General features: G+C 67.2%; 26 protein-coding genes. 12 read left to right on the top strand and 14 right to left on the bottom strand.

Annotation, left to right across the window (positions count from 1 at the left end; genetic code table 11):
* The first annotated feature begins 431 nt into the window (after nt 1-431).
* From ACWEQQ_RS06255 to ACWEQQ_RS06245, 3 genes are all read left to right on the top strand, one after another.
* Nucleotides 432-1,283: an alkaline phosphatase family protein gene (locus tag ACWEQQ_RS06255; protein ID WP_452342751.1), complete on the top strand. Its 852-nt coding sequence runs from the start codon at nt 432-434 to the stop codon at nt 1,281-1,283.
* A 110-nt stretch (nt 1,284-1,393) separates the two neighbouring features.
* Nucleotides 1,394-2,689 carry an MFS transporter gene (locus ACWEQQ_RS06250; protein ID WP_452347409.1) on the top strand — a complete coding sequence of 432 codons (1,296 nt, stop codon included), beginning with the start codon at nt 1,394-1,396 and terminating at the stop codon, nt 2,687-2,689.
* Complete coding sequence (locus ACWEQQ_RS06245; protein WP_452347408.1) at nt 2,686-3,663, top strand: TolB family protein; 978 nt, start codon at nt 2,686-2,688, stop codon at nt 3,661-3,663. The genes ACWEQQ_RS06250 and ACWEQQ_RS06245 overlap by 4 nt, the downstream gene beginning before the upstream one ends.
* Before the next feature lie 716 nt (nt 3,664-4,379).
* Here the strand turns inward: ACWEQQ_RS06245 and ACWEQQ_RS06240 are convergent.
* Nucleotides 4,380-4,790: a hypothetical protein gene (locus ACWEQQ_RS06240; protein WP_452347407.1), complete on the bottom strand. Its 411-nt coding sequence runs from the start codon at nt 4,788-4,790 to the stop codon at nt 4,380-4,382.
* Between the two features lie 208 nt (nt 4,791-4,998).
* Here ACWEQQ_RS06240 and ACWEQQ_RS06235 point away from each other — a divergent pair, with 208 nt between their 5' ends.
* Nucleotides 4,999-5,754: a murein transglycosylase gene (locus tag ACWEQQ_RS06235; RefSeq protein ID WP_452347406.1), complete on the top strand. Its 756-nt coding sequence runs from the start codon at nt 4,999-5,001 to the stop codon at nt 5,752-5,754.
* Between the two features lie 169 nt (nt 5,755-5,923).
* Here the strand turns inward: ACWEQQ_RS06235 and ACWEQQ_RS06230 are convergent, their stop codons facing one another.
* The 4 genes from ACWEQQ_RS06230 to ACWEQQ_RS06215 all read right to left on the bottom strand — a co-directional run bounded on the left by ACWEQQ_RS06230 (nt 5,924) and on the right by ACWEQQ_RS06215 (nt 8,987).
* The gene (locus tag ACWEQQ_RS06230; RefSeq protein ID WP_452347405.1) at nt 5,924-6,523 is read right to left on the bottom strand and encodes a TetR/AcrR family transcriptional regulator; all 600 of its coding nucleotides are present in this window, start codon (nt 6,521-6,523) and stop codon (nt 5,924-5,926) included.
* A gap of 19 nt (nt 6,524-6,542) precedes the next feature.
* The gene (locus tag ACWEQQ_RS06225; RefSeq protein WP_452347404.1) at nt 6,543-7,250 is read right to left on the bottom strand and encodes an ABC transporter ATP-binding protein; all 708 of its coding nucleotides are present in this window, start codon (nt 7,248-7,250) and stop codon (nt 6,543-6,545) included.
* A complete protein-coding gene (locus ACWEQQ_RS06220; protein ID WP_452347403.1) occupies nt 7,247-8,368 on the bottom strand; it encodes an ABC transporter permease in 1,122 nt (373 codons plus the stop codon). Before ACWEQQ_RS06220 ends, ACWEQQ_RS06225 begins: the two co-directional genes overlap by 4 nt.
* A gap of 85 nt (nt 8,369-8,453) precedes the next feature.
* Nucleotides 8,454-8,987 carry an LppU/SCO3897 family protein gene (locus ACWEQQ_RS06215; protein WP_452347402.1) on the bottom strand — a complete coding sequence of 178 codons (534 nt, stop codon included), beginning with the start codon at nt 8,985-8,987 and terminating at the stop codon, nt 8,454-8,456.
* Nucleotides 8,988-9,016: 29 nt separating this feature from the next.
* On the opposite strand from ACWEQQ_RS06215, the gene ACWEQQ_RS06210 reads away from it, so the two are divergent.
* Entirely contained in the window at nt 9,017-11,989 is a 2,973-nt protein-coding gene (locus ACWEQQ_RS06210) for a LuxR C-terminal-related transcriptional regulator (protein ID WP_452347436.1), read from the top strand.
* A 264-nt stretch (nt 11,990-12,253) separates the two neighbouring features.
* Here the strand turns inward: ACWEQQ_RS06210 and ACWEQQ_RS06205 are convergent, their stop codons facing one another.
* Together ACWEQQ_RS06205 and ACWEQQ_RS06200 are read right to left on the bottom strand one after the other, a co-directional pair.
* Nucleotides 12,254-13,414, bottom strand: a complete 1,161-nt coding sequence (locus tag ACWEQQ_RS06205) for a lipase family protein (RefSeq protein WP_452347435.1) — start codon at nt 13,412-13,414, stop codon at nt 12,254-12,256.
* 262 nt (nt 13,415-13,676) lie between these two features.
* Entirely contained in the window at nt 13,677-14,159 is a 483-nt protein-coding gene (locus ACWEQQ_RS06200) for a MarR family winged helix-turn-helix transcriptional regulator (protein ID WP_452342741.1), read from the bottom strand.
* 82 nt (nt 14,160-14,241) lie between these two features.
* Between ACWEQQ_RS06200 and ACWEQQ_RS06195 the strand changes: the two genes are divergently transcribed.
* A complete protein-coding gene (locus tag ACWEQQ_RS06195; RefSeq protein WP_452347401.1) occupies nt 14,242-15,486 on the top strand; it encodes an FAD-dependent oxidoreductase in 1,245 nt (414 codons plus the stop codon).
* A gap of 96 nt (nt 15,487-15,582) precedes the next feature.
* Here the strand turns inward: ACWEQQ_RS06195 and ACWEQQ_RS06190 are convergent, their stop codons facing one another.
* Entirely contained in the window at nt 15,583-16,323 is a 741-nt protein-coding gene (locus ACWEQQ_RS06190) for an alpha/beta fold hydrolase (protein WP_452347400.1), read from the bottom strand.
* Nucleotides 16,324-16,385: 62 nt separating this feature from the next.
* Here ACWEQQ_RS06190 and ACWEQQ_RS06185 point away from each other — a divergent pair, with 62 nt between their 5' ends.
* Complete coding sequence (locus ACWEQQ_RS06185; protein WP_452347399.1) at nt 16,386-16,805, top strand: MarR family winged helix-turn-helix transcriptional regulator; 420 nt, start codon at nt 16,386-16,388, stop codon at nt 16,803-16,805.
* A gap of 37 nt (nt 16,806-16,842) precedes the next feature.
* Here the strand turns inward: ACWEQQ_RS06185 and ACWEQQ_RS06180 are convergent, their stop codons facing one another.
* Together ACWEQQ_RS06180 and ACWEQQ_RS06175 are read right to left on the bottom strand one after the other, a co-directional pair.
* Nucleotides 16,843-17,055, bottom strand: coding sequence for a hypothetical protein (locus tag ACWEQQ_RS06180; protein ID WP_452342737.1), 213 nt, complete (start codon nt 17,053-17,055; stop codon nt 16,843-16,845).
* Nucleotides 17,056-17,125: 70 nt separating this feature from the next.
* Nucleotides 17,126-17,773 carry a TetR/AcrR family transcriptional regulator gene (locus ACWEQQ_RS06175; protein WP_357000316.1) on the bottom strand — a complete coding sequence of 216 codons (648 nt, stop codon included), beginning with the start codon at nt 17,771-17,773 and terminating at the stop codon, nt 17,126-17,128.
* Between the two features lie 241 nt (nt 17,774-18,014).
* Here ACWEQQ_RS06175 and ACWEQQ_RS06170 point away from each other — a divergent pair, with 241 nt between their 5' ends.
* The 3 genes from ACWEQQ_RS06170 to ACWEQQ_RS06160 all read left to right on the top strand — a co-directional run bounded on the left by ACWEQQ_RS06170 (nt 18,015) and on the right by ACWEQQ_RS06160 (nt 21,360).
* Complete coding sequence (locus tag ACWEQQ_RS06170; protein WP_452347398.1) at nt 18,015-19,199, top strand: LLM class flavin-dependent oxidoreductase; 1,185 nt, start codon at nt 18,015-18,017, stop codon at nt 19,197-19,199.
* A 4-nt stretch (nt 19,200-19,203) separates the two neighbouring features.
* The gene (locus tag ACWEQQ_RS06165; protein ID WP_379388975.1) at nt 19,204-20,271 is read left to right on the top strand and encodes an alcohol dehydrogenase catalytic domain-containing protein; all 1,068 of its coding nucleotides are present in this window, start codon (nt 19,204-19,206) and stop codon (nt 20,269-20,271) included.
* 240 nt (nt 20,272-20,511) lie between these two features.
* The gene (locus ACWEQQ_RS06160) at nt 20,512-21,360 is read left to right on the top strand and encodes a ParA family protein (RefSeq protein ID WP_452347397.1); all 849 of its coding nucleotides are present in this window, start codon (nt 20,512-20,514) and stop codon (nt 21,358-21,360) included.
* On the opposite strand, the gene ACWEQQ_RS06155 is transcribed toward ACWEQQ_RS06160, so the two are convergent.
* On the bottom strand, nt 21,333-21,866 hold the full coding sequence (locus ACWEQQ_RS06155; RefSeq protein WP_452347396.1) for a hypothetical protein: 534 nt from the start codon (nt 21,864-21,866) through the stop codon (nt 21,333-21,335). The two genes, ACWEQQ_RS06160 and ACWEQQ_RS06155, sit on opposite strands and share 28 nt — an antisense overlap.
* A gap of 1,160 nt (nt 21,867-23,026) precedes the next feature.
* On the opposite strand from ACWEQQ_RS06155, the gene ACWEQQ_RS06150 reads away from it, so the two are divergent.
* Nucleotides 23,027-23,800, top strand: coding sequence for a hypothetical protein (locus ACWEQQ_RS06150; protein WP_452347395.1), 774 nt, complete (start codon nt 23,027-23,029; stop codon nt 23,798-23,800).
* 377 nt (nt 23,801-24,177) lie between these two features.
* Here ACWEQQ_RS06150 and ACWEQQ_RS06145 read toward each other — a convergent pair whose 3' ends face one another.
* Nucleotides 24,178-24,507 (bottom strand): hypothetical protein, encoded by a 330-nt coding sequence (locus ACWEQQ_RS06145; RefSeq protein ID WP_452347394.1) that lies wholly within the window; start codon nt 24,505-24,507, stop codon nt 24,178-24,180.
* Nucleotides 24,508-24,793: 286 nt separating this feature from the next.
* Between ACWEQQ_RS06145 and ACWEQQ_RS06140 the strand changes: the two genes are divergently transcribed.
* Nucleotides 24,794-25,033: a hypothetical protein gene (locus ACWEQQ_RS06140; RefSeq protein ID WP_452347393.1), complete on the top strand. Its 240-nt coding sequence runs from the start codon at nt 24,794-24,796 to the stop codon at nt 25,031-25,033.
* Between the two features lie 108 nt (nt 25,034-25,141).
* On the opposite strand, the gene ACWEQQ_RS06135 is transcribed toward ACWEQQ_RS06140, so the two are convergent.
* Together ACWEQQ_RS06135 and ACWEQQ_RS06130 are read right to left on the bottom strand one after the other, a co-directional pair.
* On the bottom strand, nt 25,142-25,675 hold the full coding sequence (locus tag ACWEQQ_RS06135) for a nuclear transport factor 2 family protein (RefSeq protein WP_452347392.1): 534 nt from the start codon (nt 25,673-25,675) through the stop codon (nt 25,142-25,144).
* Entirely contained in the window at nt 25,672-26,505 is an 834-nt protein-coding gene (locus ACWEQQ_RS06130) for an LLM class F420-dependent oxidoreductase (RefSeq protein ID WP_452340321.1), read from the bottom strand. Before ACWEQQ_RS06130 ends, ACWEQQ_RS06135 begins: the two co-directional genes overlap by 4 nt.
* Between the last annotated feature and the right edge of the window lie 53 nt (nt 26,506-26,558).

The following is a 26,558-nucleotide window of genomic DNA, read 5'->3' as shown; positions in this document are numbered from 1 at the left end:
ATGCAGCCTGTCCGGCACATGCGGCCGGAGCGAGTCTGTCGTGGCAGGTGCGGGCCCGGACCGGAACTGTTTGTGGCGCAACCCATTCCGGGCGGATCATCTTCGGAAACACTGGAATCCAGCCCGAGTCGACATACGCATGAACGCAACAAACATCGGGAAACAGAAAACAAACTCGCGTCGGAACGCAAAACAAATACTCGACAACAGATTTCGAATCATCCGTCCAGTAATTGCACGGTCATTTGACCAGTTGAACATTTGAGATCAGTTGACCAACAAGCACATTGGTCAGACAATGGCTTCCGCGCTTTATCTGTTCACTTTTCGACCATCCACTGGCCTCGAAACATTGGGCTCGATGCCACGGGTCGGCTCCAGGATTTCCCGAACCTGGCTGTGCCAGGGTTGGTTATCCTTCAGGAGGATTCGTGTTCAGGAAGCGCATTGTGCCCGCACTGCTCGCGGCCGCAGCTTTCATCGGTGTGACGACGTCGGCCGTTGTCACCTCACCCACCGCCCAGGCGGTGACGACCGTGCCCGTGTTCGATCACATCGTGCTGGTGATGTTCGAGAACCACTCGTACTCGCAGATCAACGGCAGTTCCAGCGCGCCGTACTTCAACAGCCTGGCCGGCCAGGGTGCGAAATTCACCCAGTCCTTCGGGGTCACTCACCCGAGTGAGCCCAACTACCTGGCGATGTTCTCCGGGTCGACCCAGGGCATCACCGACGACAGCTGCCCGCACACCTTCAGCGGCAACAACATTGCCAACCAGCTGATCACCGCCGGCAAGAGCTTCAAGAGCTACTCCGAGAGCATGCCCTCGGACGGCTACACCGGCTGCACCAGCGGCCAGTACGCGCGCAAGCACAACGCCGCGCCGTTCTTCAGCAACGTGCCCGCGACCAGCAACCTCATGTACAGCGACTTCCCGAACTCGTCGAACTACGCGAGCCTGCCGACGGTCTCGTATATTGCGCCCAACCTGTGCAACGACATGCACGACTGTTCGATCGGCACGGGTGACACCTGGCTGAAGAACAACATGGACGCCTACGCGCAGTGGGCCAAGACGCACAACAGCCTGCTCATCGTCACCTTCGACGAGGACAACGGCAGTTCGTCGAACCACATCTTCACCACGTTCGTCGGCGCGCACACCCAGGTCGGCAGCTTCTCCAACCAGATCAACCACTACAACGTCCTGAGCACCATCGAGAGTGCGTACGGGTTGTCCCACCTGAACTCGGCCGCCGAGATCACCAACGTGTGGAACTGACCATTCGCGGTTGTCCGCGACTGATCGGTAGCTGGTAATCACCCCGCTCGCGGGCATGCCGACGGCGTGTCCGCGAGCGGCTCCCGCCAACACACTGAGGTGGCACACCCATGTACCTGTCCACGATCGACCGTCCGCACGCCGGGGACGACGGCGCGAAACCATCGCGCAGGAAGGTGTTCTTCCTGTTGAGCGGCAACGCGTTCGCGCTCGGCACGGTCAGCCTGGTCACCGACATCTCTTCGGAAATGATGACCGCGGTCCTACCGGTGTACCTGGTCGTCGCGCTGCACCTGAGCCCCGCCGTCTACGGCGTCGTCGACGGCGGCTACACCGGGGCGACGGCGCTGCTGCGGCTGGTCGGCGGATACATCGCCGATTCGACGCGCCGCCGCAAGTTGATCGCCGGCCTGGGCTACGGGTTGTCGGCGGTGGCCAAACTCGGGCTGCCGGCCGCGGGCAGTGCCGTCGGCGCGATCGGCGCGGTGATCGCGATCGACCGCGCCGGCAAGGGCCTGCGCACGGCGCCACGCGACGCGCTGATCACCCTGTCCACCCCGCCGCAGCTGTACGGCCGTGCGTTCGGCGTGCACCGGACGATGGACACGATCGGGGCGTTCACCGGGCCGCTGGTCGCGCTCGGCATCCTCGCCGCAACCGCGCAGGCCTATGACGCGGTGTTCGTCGCCAGCTTCTGCATCGCCGCGTTCGGTGTCCTCGTACTGGTGTTGTTCGTTCGGGATCACCGTGACGAACAGCCACCCAAGGGCACGGTGTCGGTCTCGGCGCTGGGCGGCCTCATCGCGATGGCGCCGGTGCGGCGACTGGTACTGGCCGCCTGCCTGGCCGGGATGGTGACCATCGGCGACGGCTTCGTCTACCTCCTGCTGCAACACCGGGAACACCTGAGCGTCAACTGGTTCCCGTTGCTGGCCGTCGGCACGAACCTGTCCTATCTGCTGCTGGCCACGCCGCTCGGCATACTCGCCGACAAGATCGGCCGACTGAAGGTGGTACTCGGCGGCTACACCGCGCTGGTGCTGGTGTATCTGTTGCTGTTCGGGCCGTTCGGCGGCACTGCTCTCCTCCTGGTGGTGCTCGCCCTCTACGGCCTGTTCTACGCGGCCACCGACGGGGTACTCATAGCGCTCGCCGGCCCGGTCCTGCCAGAATCCCTGCGTACCACGGGAATCGCGCTGATCCAGACCGGACAGGCGCTGTCCTACCTGGTGTCCTCGGTGCTGTTCGGGCTGGCCTGGACGGTGTGGGGACCGGCGAGCGCGAGCCGGGTCGCCGCGGTTCTGGTCGCGCTGGCTGTGCTCCTCCTCGGTCTCCTGCTGCGCGGCATCCCGGCCACGAATACCGACGTTGCCGACAGCCGCGACCTCGCCGAGGAGCACGCATGACTCGGCGAATGTTGCTCGCACTGCTCGGGTCCGCGCTCCTGACCGCCGTCGCGGTCGGTTACGGCGTGTTCGTGACGACCCGCACGCCGCCGGCGGTATCGGCATCCGACGCGCTGAGTCTCACGGGCGGGCCACGAATTCTGTTCCGCAGCACCGCACCCGGCAGCAAGGGCCACCTGGCGATGGTGGCCACGGACGATCCGGGCGGGCCACGTTCGGTATCCGCGCTCGACTGCCTGCGGGTCCACGCGGCGGGCGGCACCGGCGTCTGTTTACGGCAGGACGGCGCGCTCTCCACCTTCCAGGCCGCCATCCTCGACAGCACGCTCACTGTGAAGCGGGAGATCCCGCTGGTCGGCGTGCCCAACCGCACCCGGGTATCCGGGGACGGGCGGCTGGTGGCCTGGACGGTATTCGTGGCCGGCGACTCGTACAACAGCGGACGGTTCTCCACCCGCGCCGGACTGATCGACCTCGACACCGGGGACATGATCGACTCACTGGAATTCCTCCCGGTGACCTTGGACGGTCGTCCCTACACCGCGGCCGATCTCAATTTCTGGGGTATCACGTTCGCCGCCGACGACAACACCTTCTACGCCACGATGGCCACCGACGGACGCCGGTTCCTCGTGCAAGGTGATATCGCGGCGAAGAGCATTCGCACCATCGCGCAGAACGTGGAGTGCCCATCGCTGTCCCCGGACGGCCGGCGGATCGCCTTCAAGTCGGCGATCGACGGGAACCCCGAGAAGGGCTGGCGGCTGTCCGTACTGGACCTGGCCTCGGGCACGCGGACCCCGCTGGCCGAAACCCGCAGCGTGGACGACCAGCCGGCCTGGCTGGATTCGAACACGATCGGTTACGCCATTGCGCGGGGCGCCGATTCGGATATCTGGGCGGTCCCGGCCGACGGCTCGGGCAGTTCGCGGCTACTCATCCCGCACGCAGAATCCCCGGCGGCACTCGGCTGACCAGAAATACGGAAGTCCTGACGGGCAGAAGTCATTTCGGAAAGAAAGAAATTCCTGATGCAGTCATTGGATGACAACGAACCCGGCCGAAACAATTCCCGCGCAACCGGACCCGCCGGTACGCCTGATACCGATGCCACCGAATTCATCCGCACTCCCGAGAACGGCGACAATGTATCCGACGACCGGTCCGGATCGTCGGACTCGGGGCAACGGTCCAGCGGATTCCTCGACCTTCGGCAGAAATTGCCGCATCTCACGGTCCGCGATGCGCGCCGGCATCTGCCCCACGCCGCGGCTGCCGCGGCGCTGATCGCGCTCCTCATCGGAGGGTCGGTGTTGGCAACGGATTCGCGGCGAAACGAAAGGGCGAGCAATGTTTTGGCGTCGTCGGATGTCTCCGAGACGTCGAACGAGGCGGATTCGACCACCCAGGTCGGAGCCATCAGCGATGTCGCCGACGTATCGGAAACCCCGAATGATGTGGACGTTCCGGATGACGCCGCGGCAACGGACACCCTCGGCGGCGAGGCAGCCCCGGCGACCGACCCGGCCACCGGCGAGTCGACCGAGCCCACCGCGAGCGATCCGGCCACCACGACCACCGATACCCCGACCTCCACCCCCGCGCCCGGTCCGTCCTTCAGCGCGAGTATCAGTGCGAGCGCGGGTTTTTCGGTGCAGGTCGCCCCGCCATCGGACGCGAGCCAGATTGTTCAGCCCGGCGTGAGCCCCAGCCAGGATCCCATCACCACAACCACCGTTCCGATAGTCGCCGCCCCCGTCAGCACCACTGACCTGTCGACGAGTCCCTCGCCAATCCAGACAGCGACAACAACCGTCATCCCGACGACACCACAAGCGGTCCCGACAACTACGACGTCCCTCCCGGTAACCACGACGTCTCTCCCGGTAACCACGACGTCTCTCCCGGTAACCACGACGTCTCTCCCGGTAACCACGACGTCCATTCCGGTAACCACGACGTCCGCCCCGACAACCACGACGTCGATCGGCGGGACGACACCGACCAGCGCCGGGCAGACGACACCGTCCGGCAAGCCGGCAACCACAACGGACCGACGCACTCCGACGTCACCGCCAACCACCAGGACGACCGGCCGCAAGCCGGCACCACCACCGTCCCAGCCGACGATTGCGCACCCACCGACCACGACTCCGCGTCACCCAACAGCGCCCAAGCCCACGAAGCCGAACCCCACGACGTCTGCGCCGGTCCCGGCCAAGTAGGCCGGATGGAAGACCCACTGCGACGGTGAATTTCGAGGGCCGATGACGAATTCCTCTCCACCTGGCCCGCGCGGCCGGGGTGTGATGACAGCGCTCCCGGCGCTGCTGGTGACCGCGAGTGCGGCAATCCTGTCGGGATGCGGCGCATCCGATCGAACTCCCGATCCGGTGCCGCCCCGTGCGGGTGAGCCGGTACCGGCGATTCGCCTCGACGCGGTCGAGCAGCCGCTCGACCAGCTGCGTGACTGGGCCCGAGCGCGGTCGGAAGAATACGGAATTCCCGTGCGCGCGATGCAGGCTTACGGATACGCGACGGTGGCCATGTCGAAGGCGGAGCCCGGTTGCCATCTCGGCTGGGTCACCCTGGCTGGAATCGCCCGTGTGGAAAGCGATCACGCCCGATTCGGCGGTGCCACCATCGCCGCCGATGGTCTGGTGCGGCCACCGATCCGCGGAATCGCCCTGGACGGCACCGGCGGCAACGCCCGGATCGTCGATCCCACCGCCACGGCCCGAGCCGGGCACACGGTGTATGCCCGCGCAATGGGTCCGTTCCAGTTCATCCCCGCCACCTGGAAACGCTGGGGTGTGCGCGCCGGCACGGACTACAACACCCTCGCCAACACCTTGCAGACCGGCAAACCAGCGGCCACCAGCGATCTTTCGGGTAGCCCGGACGATATCGACGACGCGGCCCTGACCGCAGGCCGCTACCTGTGCGCGGCCGGCGGCGACCTGGCCACCGCCCGTGGCTGGCGACAAGCCATCCTGGCCTACAACCACTCCGCCGTCTACGTCGACCAAGTACGCAACGCCGCAACCGGCTACCAGAAACCGTGAGGCCAATGGCTCTGTCTCACAGTCGCTGGTGCCGACGGTGAGAACTTCGGTCGCGGCCGCCCCGATCGTGCGGACGCTGACTCCCCTTGCAGCCGTTCGCACTCCGGTGAGGCCGTGACCCCGCCGGCACGGCCTCACCCGGCCTTGCGCGAGCTTCCCGCTTGCGGATTCAGGGCCGCCCGGCCGCGCCCGGCGACAGCACCGACAGGTAGGGCGCGACCAATTCCGTTGCGGCCGTGACAGTCCGGTCGGCGTCCTGACCACTCTCGAGCATGCGCGAGGCCGCATGCACGATGCCGTCGATGAGTCCGGCGGTGGCGGCCGGGTCGGCCGCACCGGCCGTCTCGAGCGCGGCGATCAGCGGGGTGCGGAGTTCGTCGTGCAGTTCGCGGCTGTAGGCGGCGATATCGTCGTCGATGATCGTGGTGAGCACACGGGCCAGGGCGTGCTCACCGCTCGCGACCAATTCCAGGTTGGCGCGGACGTATTCGAGAACCTGATCGGCCGGGCCGGACGCGGCCGCCATCCGCTCCGCCACCCGCCGCGCCCACTGCGGGAAGGTGTCGGCCAGCAGCTCGGCGAGCAACTGATCGCGGGAGGAGAAGTACTGGTAGACGCTGGGGCGGGCGAGCCCGGCGCGCGCCGCCACCTCGGTGAGGGTGGGCGGGCGGGCCGGGTCCTCGGCGAGGATGGCGCGCGCGGCGTCGAGCAGGGCGCGGCGTTGCGCCTCGCGATGTTCGGCGAGCGTGGCGGCTTGGATCCTCGGCACCTGATCTCCTCGTCGGGGGTTACCCGCTCAGTCTCCCATCCACCAGCGTGAGCACCCGATCGCAGTGGCCGAGGATGTCGTGATCGTGGGTGACCATGATGGTGGCCACCTTCCGCTCGCGGGTCTGCCGGGCCAGCAGCTCGATCACCTCGTGGCTGCGAGCGCGATCCAGCGCCGCGGTCGGCTCGTCCACCAGCAGCAGCGTCGGGTCGGTCGCGAGCGCGCGGGCGATGCCGACGCGCTGGCGTTCCCCGCCGGAGAGCTGATGCGGCCGCCGCCCCGCCTTCGCGGCCATGCCGACGGCGGCGAGCAGGGCGCCCGGATCCGCTGGGCCGCTCGAAGCTGGTGCGGTGCCGCGCTTCCGCCCGCCGGTGCGATCGAGCAGCCGCACCTGGTCACGGGCGGTCAGCGCGGGAATCAGATTCCCGGTCTGGAACACGAACCCGATGTGCTCGCGGCGGAATCGCGCCAACTGCCGCCGGGACAGGGTCGTCATCTCGGTGCCGTGCACCAGCACCTGCCCGGTGTCGGGCCGGGCCAGCCCGCCCGCGACCGCGAGCAGCGTGGATTTGCCCGATCCGGACGGTCCCACGACGGCCAGCAGCTCGCCCGCCCGCACGGTCAGGTCGATGCGGTCCAGGGCCGCCACGGCATGGTCGCCGCTGCCGAAGGTCAGCGAGACATCGCTGAGCGAGATACCCTGGCGGACAATCGATTCGACGGTCATCGCTGCGCCCCCAGCGCCTCGAGCGGGTCGACCCGGGTGACGCGCAACGTGGTCAGCACCGCACCCAGCATGCCCATCACGATCAGCAGTACCGCACCGACCGCGACCGCGCCGGGTTCGAGAGCGAAGGGCATGCCGCCGACGAACCGGCTGCCGCCCACTCCCACGCCGACCCCGGCGGCCGTCGCGGCGACGAGCACGATCGCAGCCTGGATCAGGCTGTCGCGCAACAGATATCCGGTGGAGACACCCAGCGCCCGCAGCACCGCCAGCTCGTGGGTGCGCTGCACCGTCCAGACCATGAAGAACGCGCCGACCACCAGGGCCGAGATGGCGTAGAGGAAGACCCGGATCAGGGTCATGGTCGACATTTCGGCCGAGTAGCCGGGAGAAGCATCGAACGAGGCCGACAGTGTCATGGCGTGCGTGCCCGCGGCACGATCCCCCGCCACCAGATCGATGCCGCCGGGCCGCGCGCGCAGCGCCACGGCATTGGCCTCGTGATAGATCTCCGGCCGGGCGATGTCGCCGGGCCGCAGTCCGGCGTGGATCTCCTGCCAGAGTCGCAGCGGCACATAGGCGACGTTCACGTGCCCGAAGGTGCGCTGTTCGGCGGTCGCGCCGACGACCCGCAGGGTGGTGCCGATGCGGTCGATGATCACCACATCGCCGATGCGGACGCCCTTGTCGAGGGTGGTCGGGCTGACCACGATGCCGTCCGGCGCCCCGAGCCCGGACCCCGCTGCCGGGCTCGGGGCCAGAAACGACCCCGGCTCGACCCCGAACAGCGCAAGATCGATCGCGACCCCGTTGCCGGTCTTCGCATTGACCAGCGTGTTTCCGAACAGCGCCGCATCGGCGACATCGCCGCGCCCGCGCCAGGCCGCGACCTGTCCGTCGTCGACCGTGCTGCGGGTGAAGGCCGATTCCGTCTCGGTCTTCGGCGCGAAGGCGAAGGCGTCCACGGGCATGGCCTTCAATCCCGAGACACCGTCGTCGACCAGGCCCGACGACAGGCCCGCCAACATCACGATGAGCACCGCGATCAGGGCGACGACCGCGGCCATCAACCCGAATCTCGCTCGCGCGAACCACAGTTCGCGCACCGCCAGGAACATCCGAACTCCTTTGTCCGGCGCCGGGCACTTTTACCGACGCACCGTCGGGATGTTACCGACAGTGCGTCGGGAAAATCCGAGGGGGTCACACCTTCTTCAGGCAGAAGGTGGTCCGGGGCTCGGCCAGGGTGATGACGCTGTCCGCATCCTCGCCGCACAGGGTTTCGTCGGATTGGCCGTCGATGCGGGCCAAGACCTGGAAGCTGGCGTTGGAGGCGCCGCATTCGGCGTACTGGTATCCGGTCAGCATGCTCTCGTGATAGCAGGCGCCCTGCTTGAAATTCGGGGCCAGGCACAGATATGCCATGGACATGCCATTGAGGGTTTCCTCGTACGAGGTGTAGTCGGCAGCGCAATCGGTTTTGCTGCTGTAGACCTTGGCGACCTGGTACACCGCCTTCGGGGAACCGCAGTCCACCGGCGCGGTTTTGGAATCGATCATCGAGCCTTCGATGACATCGATACAGTCACCGACCTTCGAGCGACCGGTATCGGATTTGCCCGCGTCCTTGACCACATCGGCGCCCTTCTGCACGGCGGAACAACCCGCCAGGGCCAGGGCCGCAATGGCCAGGATCACGGGGACCAGCCGCCGCGCACTCGACGAAATCCTCTGCATGTGAAGCTACGTACCTCTCCCACTCGCCAATCGATCGAACCCGGACTACCCAACCCGTTTCCGCACGCCACAGCATCCGTGAAACCACGGGATCGGGGCCGCGGCCGGGAGGCGAGAGTGCCGAGTTAGGCTCGCCTGAAGGCCGTTCACTCGGAAAGGAGTGCGCGATCCAGCCATTCGTCGGCCGCACCCGCGAACTCGCCACCCTGAACGCGGCCTGCCACGCTCCCGGTGGAGACGGCGTATTCCTGGTGGAGGGCCCGGCCGGAATCGGAAAATCGCGGCTGCTGTCGGAATTCGCGGACGGGCTCGAGCCGGGCCGGTGGCGGACGGTCGCCGTCGCGGGCACCGAATACGATCAGCCCACACCGCACTATCTCGTGCGCGATATCGCGGATCGACTGGGCGGCACGGAAAGCGAAATCGGGACGGACACCCGGGGCTCGGCCCGATGGATTCGGCAGCGGCTCGAAGCCACGCCGACGCTGCTGATCATCGACGATGTGCATTGGGCCGATGCCGCCTCGATGCGGGTGCTGGCACTGCTGATTCGGCAGCGGCCGGAATCGGCTCGTATTGTGCTGGCCTACCGCGAAGGGCAATTTCCGGAATCGCTCGGATCCGCGCTGCGCGCACCGGGTGTCGCGAGCAGACACCTCGCGGTGCCGCCGCTGTCCGATGCCGACGCCAGAGCGCTGCTGCCGGAGCTGCCGGCGGGCCGGTGCACGCAGGTGGTGGCGGCGGCGCACGGCAATCCGCTGTATCTGCGACTGCTCGCCGAACTCACCCCGGCCGATTTCGACGCCACGATTCGAGCCGAGGATCCGGCCGCGGCACCGGCGGATCAGACCGCACTGGACCGGACCATCCGGGCCGAACTGGCACACCTGCCCGTCCGGGAGCGGCTGGTCGCGCAGGCGATCGGGGTGTGCGGCGGCACCGATGACGTGGAACTGCTCTGCGGCACGGCCGAAGTCGCACCGGCCGACCTGCGCGAGGCGATCGACGATCTCACACTGCGCGGCTGGGTCAGCGTCACCACCGGCCTGGTGAGCTTCCGCCATCCGCTGGTGCGCGCGGCGGCGTACCGGCTGGCCGGGCAGGGCTGGCGAGCGGCCGCGCATGCTCGCGCGGCACAGGTGCTCCGCGCCAAGGATGCACCCGTCCTCGCCCGGGCCCGCCACCTGGAACACGCTCTGGGTCGCGACGAGCTCGCCGCGGCCGAATTGCTCTGCGCCGCCGAGCAGGCCCTCGGTACCGATCCGGCCGCCAGTGCCCGTTGGATCGCCGCCGCCCTCGACGCTCAGCCGGATTCAGGTGGGCGCGCCGATGTTCCGGCCCGCGTCCTGCTCGGCCGGGCGCTGCTGCTGTCGGGATCCGCGGAATCCGCGCGCGAGACCCTCGAATCCCTGCTGCCGGGCACTGCGGGCGATCCCACGCCCGAGCAGGTCGAAGCGGTTCTCCTCTATGCGCGCTGCGAGCGGATCCTCGGGCGCGTGGACAGCGCGCGAAACCTGTTGACCCGGTTGGTCTCTCGGCCCGGAAGTCACGAACACGGGCCCGCCCGGCTGGAATTGGCCATCCTGGAGATCCAGGACAACCACGACGCCGAAGGCGCGGAACGAGTCCGGCAGCTGTTCACCTCCGAAGCCGTGCACGATCCGGCCATGCGCGCGGCCGCGGTGACACTGCGGAGCATGGGCCGGCTCAATGACCTCGACCTGCGCGCCGCCGAAGCCGACTACCGCGTCGCGGAGCGGGAATTCGCGCAGCTCACCGACACTCAGCTGCTCGACGGCATCCACGCCGTTTCCGCCCTCGGCTGGATGGCGTACTTTCTCGACGACCAGCGCACCGGCCTTTCTCACATCGAGCGCGCCATCCGCGTCAGCCGCCGCCGCGGCCGCAGCTTCATCCTCCCCGAACTCCTGACGGTACAGGCCTACTCGCTGGCCAAGCTGGGACGCTACGCGGACGCCCTCGCCGCCGCCGATGACGCCGTAGAAACCGCCGAACTCTACGCGTACCCAGGTATCGCCCCACTGGCCGGAGCCCTCAAACTCCGTGTCCTGGAAGCAACTTCGCCGCGCGCGGACGTCATCCAATGCTGGCGAGACCTCAACGCCCTCCCCCGCCCCGCCGTCCGCTGGTGGCGCGGCGCAGTCGAAGCCGCCCTCCTGGAACTGGCCGCCCGCCTCGACCTGGATGATCTGCCCACCCAACAACCGAGCCCTCGCACACCCGCAGCTCCAACGTCCGAAGATTCGAACCTGTGCCCTGGTCCGCCGCCAGGACCACAACCGCGAGATCCGCTCCGCGGTGACCCAGTACGGCCTGGACGGGCGGAGTCGCTACAAGGCGCCGGAGCGCGCGGCGGCCGCTTGCACCCGATGCGAGCGGCCGAGCTCTCTGTCGCGTGCCTGAGCGCCGTCGATCGAGGTGACCTCGACGCGGCCGAAACCCTGCTGGCCCAGGCTGAGGATGTGGCCGAGCGCCTCGGCTTACCCGGTGCCTTGGCAGCGGCAGCCCGCGCGCGGGCCGGATACCTCTGCGCGCGTGGGGATCTCATCTCTGCCGAACGGGCCGCCGAGGACTCCGCCGAAGCGTACGCGCGGGCCGATATGCCGGTGTTCCGCGCGCAGGCCCTGTTGGTGGCGGCGCAGATCGCCGGGCAGCGCGGCGATTTCACCACCGCCACCGGCCGAATTGCCGCCGCGCGCACCGAATTCGCGGCCGCCGGAGCCACGGAACTGCAACGTGCCGCGACAGCCGTCCAGCGTCGTCTCGCAGGACATCGAACGGTCGTCGGCGAGACAAGACTGAGCCAGCGGGAGCGCGAAGTCGCCGAGTTGGCCGCCAAGGGCCTTGCCAACAAGGAGATCGCGGCCCAGCTCTATCTGAGCCCCCGCACCATCGAGGATCACCTCGGCCGCGTCCTGCGCAAACTCGGTTTGACCAGCCGCGCCGGAATCGCTTCCCGGCTGGCCGAATTGGCCGATTGACCGGCAGATCGCGCCGGTCAGGCCGGGATCGGGTGGGTAAGCGGCCCTCGCCGACCGGCATCGCATGGAGGTCGTCCTGGCCCTCCTCGCCAATACCGACGGCGCGGAACGACATTGCAGTTCGTTCGGGCTCCTGGTGTCGAAAGCCACTCGGACACACCACTTTCGAGCGCTGCGCCAGGCCGGGCTGATCCGTCAGGTCAACCGCGGCAACAGCAATATGGCCCATCGGCCGGGCGCACGCCTGCCGGTAGGCGGCCAGAATCAGCAGCTCACCGGGACCGGATCCCCGCGGAAACGTGATTCCACATAGTTCCACGCGTCGGCGAATCCGGCGACGGCCGTGGTCATGTGCTCGGCGATATCGAAGGGCCGGAACACCAACGGCACACCGGCCTTGCAGTACCGGTCGGCGACCTCGGCGACCGGATCGAAGAAGGTGAGGGTGTCGAACCGCCCCTGCCAGAAGTAGGTCGGGGCCGCGGGCGTGCCCGGGAAGTAGCGCAGGCTGTTCTCGCGCAGCACCGCGTGCGCCTCCGGACTGTCCATCAGGCTCTTGGACGCCGCCATCTGGTCGGCGTTGCGGAAGGCGCCGTGGAACAGCAGGAAGCGACGGCAGGCATCGTGGGTGAATTCGCGGAACCAGAGCCCGTTCTCATTGAGCTGATCCGAGATCGGCAGGCGGTTAGGGTATTCGCGCTCCAAGCCCATGGCCGCCGCGAAGGCCAGGCCGAAGCCCGGGTGCGGCTCGAAGCCCAGCGAGAGCGCCATCTGCTCCAGATCGGCCGGAATGCCCCCGGCCACAACGGCATCGAGCTTCAGGTCCGGCGCGTACTCGGGTTGCAGGGCAGCGGCCCAGGCGGTCGCCATGCCGCCGCCGGAATACCCGGCCAGCGCGACGGGCGACTTCCCGAGTCCCAGTTCGGTGGCCTTGCGGACCGCCTTCACGCTGTCCAGGGTCACCATACCGCTGAGCTTGGCCGCGCCGTAGGAGACATTCGGCCCCAGATAGTCGGGCAGCGAGATGGCCCAGCCGCGCCCGATCGGCAGCATGGCGCCCACCCCGTCCTGGAGCTCGCCGTTGAACAGCGAGCGCGACGGATTGCATTGCGCGCCCAATGAGTTGATGAGCGCCTGATACGACACCAGCGGCGGGTTCGAGACCCCTGCCGGGAGCAGCACCGTGGTCATGCCGAGGATCGGCTGCCCCTGGGAGTTGGTGCTGCGGAAGGCCACCTGCCAGCCCTCGGTGCCCACGTACAGCCCGGTATCGATCTTGCGCGTCCGGACCACGTCACCGGGCGCGAGCGCATCCAGATCGGCCGGCGGACCGTAGAACGGATCGGGATCCTGCGTGGGATACAGGGGTTGAGCCGACACGGGGGCGGCGCCTACCGCCCCCGCGGTCAGGATGCTCAGAGCCAGGACCACAGCCCTGACGGACACTGCGAACAACGACGTCCCTCACACTTCAGTCGTTCTCATCTCGCTCCCGACCGCGCGCGAAAGAACGATCGACCAATAAAGCAATGGATTGGCATTCGGCACAGCCGAGCCTGTGAACCGGAAGAGCATGCGCCAGCAAGCCTCTCGCGAATCATGCAGTGACGCTACAGCTAACTGACCAGAGCGTCCAGTTATTCGGACAATTCCGGCACGAACTGTCAGTACCGATCACCGCCCTCGACTACGAACCCCGAACCGTCCTGGGCAGGGCCGAGATTCGCTCGCGGTGGCGTTGCTGGAGTTCGCGGCTGCGGGCGAGGAAGTCGAGGATGGTGTGCAGCTCGGCGGCCGACGAGCCCGCCATCTCGGCCGCGCCCTCCTCGGCGATGGGCCCGTATATCTCCCAGGCCCGGGCCATGGTCGCCGGGGTGATGCGGACCAGCACCTTGCGCCGGTCGCCCGGTCCCGGCTCCCGGGTGACATGACCGAGCTTGGCGAGCCGATCCAGCATCGTCGTGACGCTGCCACTGGTCAGGCCCAATTCGGCCGCCAGTGCGCCCGGCGTCGACTCACCCCGGACCAGCACCTCGAGACAGCGCAGGTCGGTGCGGTTGACGCCGAGCACGGTCGCGGCCGCCTGGTCGACATCGTCGACGGCCGCCTGCAACGCCTGGGACTCCCGTCCGACCCGGGCGCGCAACTCGTCCAGATTTTCTCTTGACATTCAAACCTCTTGATCGTCAAACTATTGATATCTTGATAACCAAGATACATCACGCTCAAGAGAGTTCAGAGGGAGACACGGCATGAAGAAGGCACTGGTCATCGGCGGCGGCATCGCCGGTCCGGTCACCGCGATGGCACTGCAGCAGGCCGGTTGGGAAGCGGTCGTCTACGAGGCCTACGCCGACGCGGCCGCCGGGCAGATCGGCGCATATCTGACGGTCGCGGTGAACGGCCTGTCCGCGCTGGCCGAGATCGACGCCCACCACATCGTCATGGACACCGGCCACGCCACCGACACGCTCAGCTTCTACACCAGCGCCGGCAAGCACATCACCGACATGCCCATCGGCGGCACGCTGCCCGACGGCACCGTGACCCACAGCGTGAAGCGGCGCGACCTGTACCGGGCACTCAATGCCGAAGCCGCGCGGCGTGGTATCCGATACGAGTTCGGCAAGCGACTCGTCGACGCGGAACCGACGGCCGCGGGCGGCGTCGTCGCCACCTTCGCCGACGGCAGCCGGGCCGAGGCCGACCTGCTCGTCGGCGCGGACGGCATCCACTCCCGCACCCGGGAGATCATCGACCCGAATGCGCCGAAGGCCCACTACCTGGGCATCTACGGCCTGGGCGGATTCGTCACCGACCCGGCCCTGGTTCACGAACTCGGTTTGCGGCCGGGCGTTTACAGCATGATCTTCGGCAAGAAGGCCTTCTTCGGCTATCTGGTCGCACCCGGCGGCGAGATCTGGTGGTTCGCGAACATGCCCGGCGCACAGGAACTTTCGAAGCAGACAGTGGCATCCACGGCACCCGCGCAGTGGCGCGACCAGCTGGCGCGGATGCTGGCGGCCGACCGGGGCCCCGCGGCCGCCATCGTCGCCGCGACCCCCGACGCCACCTTCGTCACCGGCTTCAACCAGTACGACATGCCGTCGGTCCCCACCTGGCACAACGACCGCATGGTCATCATCGGCGATGCCGCCCACGCGGTGGCCTCATCCTCGGGCCAGGGCGTCTCCATGGCCGTCGAGGACGCGGTGACCCTGGCCATCTGCCTGCGCGACCTGCCCGAGACCGCCACCGCCCTGGCCGAATTCGAGCACCGCCGCCGTGACCGGGTCGAGCGGGTGGTCGCGCACGGCGCCGAAACCAGCGGCGACAAGGCCCAGAGTGGCCTGGCCCGTTTCCTCGTCCGCCAACTGACGCCGTTCTTCCTGAAGAAGGCCGCCAAGCAGGGTGTGGGCTCGCTGAACTGGATGTTCGACCACCGGATCAGCTGGTCCGGCGAATCGGCCGACCAGCCGGTCCACCCGAGCGCCTAGTCCGGGCCGTGCAGTCGCCGGCCCGTCGTGTGGTCACCCCGAATCGCCCCGCCGGCAACGAGATTCGCCGACACGATCTCGCCCCGACTGCGGGCGTCAGGCTCCTGCCCGGAGCCGGCGCAGGTAGGCGTCGAGGTGGGCGAACGTTGCCCGGGGCTGTTCCAGGTGCGGGAGATGGCCTGCGGCGGCGATGATTTCGAGGCGGGCGTCGGGGAATGCAGCGGCATAGGCGGCCGCGTAGGCGGAGGTGGCGATGCCGTCGCTTTCGCCCCAGAGGAGCAGCGTCGGCAGGGACACCTCGGACAGCCGGGCGGCCAGCTCGGGATCGTGCATATAGGGGTCGCCGGCGTAGTGGCGCAGTGCGGCCATGTTCGCCGCGCGTGCGGCCGATTGTTCGGGGGTCGGCTCGGGAGCATTCGACAGGGCTCGGGCCGGGTCGTGCCATGAATACTGCGCGACCTGTTCGGGGGTCAGCGCGAAGATGTCGCGGATCGGCGCACCGTCGACCCGGATGCCGACGGCGTCGATGAGCACCAGGCCCGCAAGGCGATTCGCGGTGTCCCGGACCGCCATCTCGGCGGCGATCCAGCCGCCGATCGAGGATCCGACGACGACCACCTCGCGCAGGTCCCGTTCGGCCAGCAGCCGCAGGTACATTTCGGCGAGGTCGCCGATGGTGTTCACCTCGGCCGGGCGCGAGGTCCCGTCCCAGCCCGGATGGGTCGGGGTCAGGACGTGTGCGGTGTTCGCCAGATGCGCGGCGATGGTGGCCACGCTGCCCGGCCCCGCGCCACCGTGCAATACGAGAATGTCCGCGCCGGTACCCGATTCACTCATGATCACTCCTTGACTAAACATGTTGATATAAACAAGCTTAGTCAGCCTGATAGCCTGTGTCCATGGCAGGTGATTTGCAGGCCCTGGGCCGAGCTATCAAGCAGGCGCAGTATCGCCACCACCGCGCACTCGACAGCAGGCTCGCCACCGTGGGCACCACGCTGGCGCAATGGGATGCGCTGCGCGCCATCGACCGCGAACCGGGGTCGTCGGCGCGAGCCTTGGCGGAGGAGACCTTTCAGAGCGAGCAGGCGTTCGGCACGCTGGCCAACCGGCTCGCCACCCGCGGGCTGATCGAACGCACCCCCGGCCGCGGCCGCCTCATCGAGCACCGTTTGACGGCCGAGGGACGACGCACGCTCGCGGCCGGAAACGCGATCGCCGACAGTGTCCTGGCGGAATCCTTCGCGGAACTGTCGGCCGCGGAGCGCAAGACGCTGCAGGAACTACTGCAGCGCGTGGGCCCCGGCTCCCGGGCCTGACGCACCCGATCGGGTTGTGGGACCGCCGAATCGACGCTCAGCTGGCGAGGGTGTCCGGGGCGTCGGCGACATCCGGGAAACGGCGGCGCAAGCCGTCGAGCTGGCGCTGGACCGCGGTCAGGTCCGCCTGGGCGCGGGTCTGCGCTTCGGGGCGCGAGACGTACTGCAGCTCGCGGGTCAGCATGTCGGCGTGGCTCTGGAGCTCGCGGGCCAGGACACGGGCCTGGGCGAGTTCGGGATCTTCGGGCATGGGCAACCGCTTTCGAGCTGGGAGTGGGCGAAGTATGTCATGTTTCGTCCACTTGTGCGTCACCGGTGATTCAGCGGCCGGTTCCGCCCAGCAAACGGTCGAGGCCGCCGATGAGGAAGACGACCTGATCTTCGTAGAGGGCGGCCAGTTCCTCGGCAGGAGGTGGAGTCGCGCCGGGATGCCATTCGTCCGCGCGGCTCAGGGCTTGCAGGAAACCCATGAGCGAGATCGCCCAGCGGGCCTCGAGACGGCTGGGATCCGACTGCGGGAAGGCGCGGCGGAGCTGAACGTGCAGCTGATCGGGGAGGTCCTGCTCGGCGGCGGTGAGGGCGGGATGGGAGTGCAGGGAGAGCTGGGTGACGATCTTGATCCAGCGCATGCCGCGAGTCCGGTGCTGCAGCAACAGGTCTCGATAGGGCTCGGTGACCGCGCGGACCAGGGTCTCCGCGGTGGGCGGTTCGGCGCGGGCGGCGAGCACGTCGGCATTGGCGCGAATACGGTCGCGGACGGTCGCGCCGAGATCGAGCAGCACGGCGGCGATCAGGTCGTCCTTGGTGCCGAAGTGATAGTTGACCGAGGAGGGGCCGAGGCCGGCGGCGGCGTTCACCGCGCGCACCGAGACCGCGTCCACGCCGTGGGCGGCGAACAGGCGCTCGGCGGTTTTCACCAGCCGGGTGCGGGTCGCATTGCCCTGGCGGTTCTGCATGGGGACGGTCACGGCATGAGCTTGGCACATCGGAGGCGCGGGGTCGGCATCGCGGGGCCCGGAACTGGTTCGACAATCCGATTTCGGCACAGCACAGCGCTCATTATCGACGTTGAATCAGCTTCACTACCTGCGTTTTCGAATCATGCCCACTCACCGGGACAGCAAAACTTATGGATCAGTTGATCCAGGTTTACTCGGGGAACCGCACCGGGCGACGAAGCTCGGGGCACTGGGTGAAGGAGATCCATCCGTGTGGACCGCTGAATCGATGAAATTCGGGGCCTTCCTGGCCCCGTACCACCCCCTCGACGCCGACCCGGCCCTGCAGCTGCGTCGCGACATCGATCTCATGGAACACCTCGACCACCTCGGCTTCGACGAGGCGTGGATGGGCGAGCACCACTCGACCGGAGCCGAGATCGTGCCCGCGCCCGACGTTTTCATCGCCGCGGCCGCCGAACGCACCGAGCGGCTGCGCTTCGGCACGGGTGTGATGTCGCTGCCGTATCACCATCCGCTGGTCACCGTCGACCGCATCACGCAGCTGGACCTGCAGACCCGCGGCCGCCTGATCTTCGGCACCGGCCCCGGCAAGATCCCGCTCGACGCGCACATGATGGGCATCAATCCGTCGGATCAGCGCCGCCGTCAGGGCGAGGCGCTCGAGGCCATCCTCGCGCTGCTGCGCGGCGAGGTGGTGAACATGACCACCGACTGGTTCACCCTGCGCGACGCCCGCGCCCAGCTGCCGACCTACGACCCGGCCGGCATCGAGGTCGCCACCGCCTCGACCATTTCCCCCAACGGCTCGGTGCTGGCCGGGACGCACGGGCTGTCGCTGCTGTCGCTGGCGGCCAGCTCCCCCATGGGTTTCGAAGTGCTGGACCGCAATTGGGGCGTCTACGAGAAGGTGTGCGCCGAGCACGGGCACACCGCGGACCGGTCGCGGTGGCGGCTGGTCAATCCGATCTTCCTGGCCGAGACCCGCGCCGACGCCGAGCGCGCCGTGAGCCGCCGAATCGGCTCGATGGCCGCGTACGTGAACCGGCAGACCGGCGAGCAGCCGGCATGGGCGGACACGCCCAAGGGCATCATCGATCAGTGGCGCAATGACAACCTCGGCGAATTCGGGCAGGCCATCATCGGCACGCCGGACGAGGCGATCGCGCGCATCGAGAAGCTCATCGAGAAGACCGGCGGGTTCGGCACCATGCTGGTCCTGCACGTGGACATGGCGAGCTGGGAGGACACCAAGCGCAGCTACGAGCTGTTCGCCTCGGAGGTGATCCCGCACTTCAAGAATCGCAACCGCCGCCGCGAGGACAGCCTGCAATACGCGCAGGACAACCGGGAGCTGCTGATCGGGCAGCTGGTCACCGCCATCACCAAGGCACACACCGACTACTACGGCGAGACCGCCGCGACGGGAGCGTGATCCCATGCGCGCCACACAGTTTCTGAACGGGCAGTTCTCCCCCGCCGAGGTGGCCGAGCCGCCCGCACCGGGTCCGGGGCAATTGCGGATCGCGGTGGCCGCGTGCGGCATCTGCGGCAGCGATCTGTCCATGTCGAAGGATCCGTGCCGATTCGTGCAGGTGGCGGCGGACAGCGGGTATCCGCTGGCCACCTTCGACACCGAGCGACCGGTCGTGCTCGGGCACGAGTACGCCGGGACCGTCACCGAAATCGGCGCCGGGGTCACGGATTTCGCGGTCGGCGACCGCGTCGCGGGGATCGGGCTCGCGACCGAGGCGGCGACCGGCATTCCGACGATCATCGGGTATTCGAACGACTATCACGGGGCGTTCGGCGAGAGCATCGTGGTGGACGCGTTCTGGGTGCGGCACGTGCCCGAGGGGCTGTCGCTCGAGCATGCGACGCTGGCCGAGCCGCTGCACGTCGGCGAGATGCACGTGCAGCAATCCGGTCTCACCGCAGAGGATTCGGCGCTGGTCATCGGCTGCGGGACCATCGGGCTGGGCGCGATCATCGCGGCCAAGGCGCACGGGGCGCGGCTGGTGGTGGCTTCGGAGCCCTCCCCGAAGCGGCGGGAGCTCGCGCGGGCCGTCGGCGCGGACATCGTGGTGGATCCGAACGAGCAGGATCCGATCGAGGCGTGGATGACGGCGGTCGCGCAGGGCGACAGCGTGGTGGGCCAGTCGGGCACGGGCATTCTCATCGCCTATGAATGCAGCGGGCGTGCAGGGATTATCGGCACGCTCATGCGGACCATGCCGTTCAACTCGCGGATCCAGGTGCTGGCCGCGCCGTTCGCGGACGAGCCGATCATTCCGGTGGTCGGGCAGTTCCGGCGGATCGCGGTCAATTTCGGGCACGGGCCCTACGAGAACGCCTACGACATCACGCTGGAGCGGCTGGCGTCCGGGGCGATCGACGCGGAGGCACTGATCACCGGGCGGGTCGGGCTGGACGGGGTGGCGGATGCCTTCACGGCGCTGCGGAATCCGGAAGAGCACGTGAAGATCCTGGTACTGCCGGATCACTGACGGTGATATGCCCGGTTCATCCGGGTTCGATGTGGCGGGCGGCGTGGTGCATTGCCCCGGCGGCTCGCCACACCACATTTGGGCTAATGACCAGCATGCGCTGGGCTCCACCGTTGTCCGACATGCTGGTTCATTGCCGGGATTGTGAAAATCACTGGTAGATCGCCGCACTTGCCGACGTGCGACAGGACTCCGGAGCGGGTCCGACCGATCCGCCACGTGACGGGTTAGGCTGGCGAAATGTCGGCAAACATTGCTGTTGAGGAGGCCGGGGCGACCGCAGGCGAAGCCCAGGTGATTGCGCTGTGCAATCAGAAGGGCGGCGTCGGGAAGACCACCTCGACGGTCAATCTGGGTGCCGCGCTTGCCGAGTGCGGGCTGCGCGTGCTGCTGGTGGACCTCGATCCGCAGGGGGCGCTGTCGGCGGCCCTGGGCGTCGCGCACCACGATCTCGAACTCACCGTCTACGACCTGCTGAGCCGGTCGGCGCCGCCGATCGACGACGTGCTGATCAAGACCGGCGTCACGAACCTGCATCTGCTGCCCAGCAATATCGATCTGTCCGCGGCGGAGATCCAGCTCGTCAACGAGGTGGGCCGAGAGCATTCGATGCGCCGGGTGCTCGATCCGATCCGGGATCGCTACGACTACATCCTCATCGACTGCCAGCCGTCGCTGAGCCTGCTCACCGTGAATGCGCTCGCCTGCGCGGACGGGGTCATCATTCCCATGGAGTGCGAGTTCTTCTCGCTGCGCGGGCTGGCGCTGCTCAACGACACCATGGAGAAGGTGCGCGAACGGCTCAATCCGCGGCTCGAGCTGTCGGGCATCGTGGTCACCATGTTCGATCCGCGACTGCTGCACTGCCGGCAGGTGCGGGACCGGGTGGCGGAGACGTTCGAGGCGGAGCTGTACGACACGGTGATCTCGCGGACGGTGCGGTTCCCGGACTCCACCATCGCGGGCGAACCGCTCACCACGTGGGCACCGAAATCCCGTGGTGCGGAACAGTATCGGGAGTTGGCACGGGAGTTCCTGAAGCGTTCCGGGCGGCCGATGGGTCAGCTCGCGATGTCCGCGATGCAGTAGCCCTGGGTCGCGGCGCGCAGGGTGAAGGTGAGCACGGTGGTGACGGCGGAGGAATTCGTCACCGGGACGGTCACGGCCGCACCCGTGTCGCCGGTGCGGGCCGTCATCCGGTCGGCGTCGAAGGCTGTTGTGCCGGTGAGCCTTCCGGGATTGTTGGCCAGCGTCGAGCCCGCGCAGACGAGGGGGTACTTGCCCTCGGTGTCATCGGGCTGGAGCGGCTGCCCGATCCAGCGGGACAGGTAGCGGCGGACCGTGTAACGGGCGTCGTCCTCGGTGAAAGCGGGCTGGGCGGGGACGGATTGCGGCGTCGCCGTGGTTGTCACGGGCGCGGGGGTGGTCGTGGCCGCCAGCGAGGTGGTGCCCAGCATGTCGAGTGAACCGGTCGGCACAGGGCGCGCTTTCTCGGAGGAGTGCGCCGTATGCGGAGTCTGGGCACAGCCGACGGCCAGCGCGCACAGCGCCACAGCGGGAAGCACCGTCAACACGCGGAATCCAAGGCGGGTCACCGATCCCACGATAGCGGTGTTTTCCATATCCGCCCCGACGCCACGAGATCATCAGTACGCTCGGTGAGCGGACCGGACGTCTGTTGCTCTCGTTGTTTGCGAGTGACGGGCACCGTTGGCAAGCAAGGAGATTCGGTCCCTGAGCGGCGGAATCTCGGGTTGTGTCGTTGGTACGATTGGCTGGATGCGGCGCTCCTGCGGACTGCTTGCGGACGTGTCGCCTGGCGCGACCTCGGATGAATGAAGCGCGAAGGTTGCTTCGCACAGCAAACCGAGGGTGGGTCCAAAATGGACCCGTCCAAAATGGAATTCCAGCGGATATCAAGGCATTTCGGGCAGGAGCCCACGATTCAGGTGGCCAGATGAGCTAGCGTGGGCGTCGCACCTCCCCGCCTGGTCGCGACTGCTTCCCATCCGCGTTCGCGCGCAAAGGCTTTGAAGAGTGCCAGCGGGATCGTCATTGTCGCCCATCCCGTCTTGGCTCTGTCGGTAACCAGCTGGTCGAGGACCTCGTTGGGTGAGGTCGGCAACCGACAGTCTCCTTTCGTCGTTAGCCTGGGATCCTGCCGCGAACGACCGAACAAGCTGGAATGGCCCCGGTGCGAAGCCTGTTCGGCCCTTGTCGAGGGGTGGCCGAGCCAGCTCATTACTGCGCCCCACCCCGCACCGTCCATCCGATTTCCATCGGGCCGTTGCCTTCTCTGGATCTAAGGCGCGACTCAGCAAGCAGGACTGCGGCGCTTGAGCGGGTGGCTACATCGGTGCCGTGCAGGCTGCGCTCGGCTTGTTCGTTGCTCGTCAGGACCAATCAGTTCTCACCCGTTCGATCCGGTGACCCCAGCGACGGATCCGCCTGTCTCAGGCGGATGGTCAGTTGTCGCATCACAGCGGACTCACACTCCCTCAGCTCAGATCCCGCCTCCTGGCACCTCGCATTACGACCAGAGAGGACCTTTGGATGACTCCGGATACCTCAAACTCGACAAGCACCCCAGCGCGGTGTTCGATGGAGCAAACCACTGCATCAGCGGGAACCAGCACAAGCGCTGTTGCGCGGCGACCGTCACGACCGTGGCGCGACTGCACTGGGACGGGACGTCACCGTGGGAATCGACATCACGTGTCCGACTTGTGGACATGACGATCAGGTTCAGTCCCAAATGGTCGAAGAGGCGGTGGCCGAGCACTATCGCACACTGCAGCTCTCGACATCCTTTGCCACCGAGACCCGAAGGCTCCTCGAAGAAGTCGTCGCCGATGACCACACCACCGTCCGTGACCGACACGCGAGCCTCAACCGTCAACTGAAACAGCTCGACGCCAAAGAAAACCGCCTGATCGACCTGCTCGCCGACGGCTCGATGCCCCAAGCAAAAGTCCGCATGAAGCTGATCGACATCAAGACCCAACGCAAACGCCTCGAAGCCGGGCTCACGAACACCTCCGAAGAGCTCACCATCGGCGCGGGAGTGCTCCGGCACGCCTTGGACCTCGTAGCCGACCCCTACGTCCTCTACCGCGACGCCGGCACCGACGTCCGCCGCCTGCTCAACGAAACCTTCTACCAACGCTTCTACATCGACGATCATCACGACACCATCGAACCGACAATCAGCGACGAGAAAACCGACCTGTTCGCCGCCCTCCATCAAGCCAGCCGCACCTGCACCAGTCCCCCACCGCACAGAAAAAGCAGAAAGGGGCTTACTCGAACCAGCGAGCGGACGCCGGTTGGAATAAGCCCCTTATGGTGGACCTGGCTGGGCGTTATTCCAAATGGGCTGACCTGCAGAAACTCGAAGCCAGCCGCGCCAAAATCGAAGCCGGGCGGCCCTCAACGCTCCCCCGACGACGCCGGAAACCTCCGACAGAGGGTCGTCGCGAGCCCCGCCGAATCGAGCGGCGCCTCGGCCCCTCAATACTCGAACAGCTGATCAGCGCTTACCGTGACGGCGCCTCCACTGCACAGCTCGCGACGCGCTTCGGCATCTCAAAGACCGCAGTCCTTGCGCTGCTGAACAACCGCGGCGTACCGAGACGCTTCCAGTCGATACCCGCGGACGACATCGACAATGCCGAACGGCTCTACCTCGCCGGCCACTCGTTGGCCAGCTGCAGCCGCCTCACTGGATTCCCCGCCAGCACCATCCGCGACGCACTCCGCCAACGCGGCACACCCATGCGCACACCAGGCGGCCGCCGCCAGGGTCCGAGATAGCCCACACGTCAGCTCGGCGTGTCGACACGCCGAGCTGTGAATCGGATATCTCGCCATAGCAATCAAGCAGCAATCATCTACGCAGGTTCATCGCTACTCGATACTGTCCAAGGACCTCACCATGCCCACCGACAACGATCCCACAGACAATCCGGCACAACCGTCCACCGCTGACGACCCGCTGCGACTGATCCGGACGGCGCCGCCCAGGCGAACCGACGTGCGCACACCTTCTTCTGGTGTGAACTCGCCACCGCCGCAGCCATCAGCATCACCGGCAACGCCACCCACGCCGTGCTGCACGCACACATGCTGGTGTTGCTGGCCGCGGCCGTTGCAATCGTGCCGCCGATCGCATTGCTCAGCGCCGTGCATGGCGTCACGATCCTGCTGCGTGCGCACGCCCGCGCCCGACTGATCCACACACTCGCAACCCTGATGACGGTACTGATCGCGGTCGGCACGTTCAGGCTGTTGTTCACCGCAATACGCGACCTCGCCGGAGTGGCCGGAGTTCCGGACATGGAGGCATGGCTGTGGCCACTGATCATTGGAGGATCCATGGCCCAATCGGTTGTCTACAGGACTGCGCGCCCCTCGCTGCCCGAAGTCCGATCAGTACCGTCTGGCCGAAACAGCGGCCACCGATCCACCACCCTCGGCACTGAGGTTCCCCGCCGCCTGAGACTCTGGCCTGCAGAGATTCCTCATGACCACCTATTCCGATGCGTTGGTGGCGACCTCCGGCACACCTGCCTGCCTGGTCGCGGGCGTCCTGCGCGGTGTGGCCTCCCTCGCGGGCACGAGCCTCGCGGTCAACGCCGGACTCAAGACGCTCATCGCGCGCCCTAGACCGGCCGCCGAGCAGCTGCCCACCGGCGGCTGGTTCCGGCACCCACCTCGTCGTCATTTCCGTCCAGGCACAGCGCCGCCGCGGCCGCGTTCCTGACTGGCGTCGCACTCGAGAAGCCCTCGCACTGCAATCGTTCTCGCGCCACTCGCGGCGACAGTGGCCTATTCGCGCACACCAGCGTGCACTGGGGCAGCGACATCCGGATCAACTGTGGCGCATCGTTCGAGCCAGATCACCGAAGAGGTCGTTGCGTCGGCCGGGATCCGACGACGGTGCTTCCAGGGCCGTACCCGCGAATGGAGTAGTGCAATCGATCTCGACCCACCGCTCTGCTATCCGCCACTGCCCTCCACCGCGACGTTCGAAGCGATCGACGTATCTACCGTGTCCGACAAAGTTCTTCGTAGTATCACCGCTCGAGTGTCCCCAGTGGTAGGTGATCGCGTATGTCTCGGTGACGGCCCGGTCACCCGAGAGCTCGCAGACATGGTTGGTCACGATATGCCGGGTGCCGGCGAACCGTTTCAAACCGGGTTCCGCCCAGGCGATGAACTCTTCCACAGTGCCGTTGAACGCCGCGGTGTGGTGATCGATCGCGTCCGAGTGATAGCAACTACGGACCGCGTCCATATCGAGGCGGTCGATGCCACGGCAGTATCGGGTGATGACCTCGCGAATTGCCTGCCGGTCGAGCAGCTCGCCGATGTCACGCCAGGCGGCAGACGGCGTCCCGTTCACAGATCGAACCTGCCAGCGATCTCATCGAGACGACGCAACGCCTGTGTCTCGGTTCCGTCCCCTGCGCTCCACACGAGATCGGTGACGCCCGCATCCACGTACTTGTCGTGAAGATCAGGATCCGGGCCGAGAGCCTTGATGATCGGCGCACCGTCTCGTCCGTGCTCACTCCAGACTTGAGCGAATTCCTTTGCACGGGCGAAGACATCGTCGGTCCGCGGGGTGCTCAACCAACCATCAGCGTGATCAGCGATCCAGGCCAGAGTCTTGGGTCCGGCTTCTGCTCCGATGATTAGTGGAATGTGCCGCTCCGGCTTCGGCCACGCCCATGCCGGTTCGAACGAGATGAACTCGCCTGCGTAGCTTGCCTCTTCCTCGGTCCAGAGGACTCGCATCGCCTCGACATACTCGCGTAGCACCGCCCGCCGACGTGTGAACGGGACACGGTGATTGGCCAATTCGTCAGCGTTCCAACCGAACCCGGCGCACAGGCTCACCCGACCTCCTGAGAGGTGGTCGAGCGTGGCAAGCGTTTTCGCCAGGGCGATCGGATCGTGCTGAACCGGTAGTGCTACCGCCGTGGACAACTCGATCCGCTCGGTCACCTCGGCTACCGTCGCCAGCGCAATCCATGGATCCAGTGTTCGCATGTACCGATCGTCGGGGAGGCTGGCGTCGCCGGTTCCGGGATGGGGCGCATCGCGTTTGACCGGAATGTGCGTGTGCTCCGGGACGTAGAAGGAATCGAACCCGCGCTCCTCGGCGGCCTTTGCGAGTGCTGCCGGTCGAATTCCGCGGTCGCTTGTAAAGAGAACTACACCATGACGCATACGATGACAATCACAGCTACGAATGGTGGGCGGGAAAGGGGCTTCCACTGAGC

This window comes from Nocardia sp. NPDC004123 (genome assembly GCF_053603795.1).
Note: the sequence above shows the minus strand (reverse complement) of the source record. Positions and strands in the feature narration are given on the sequence as shown.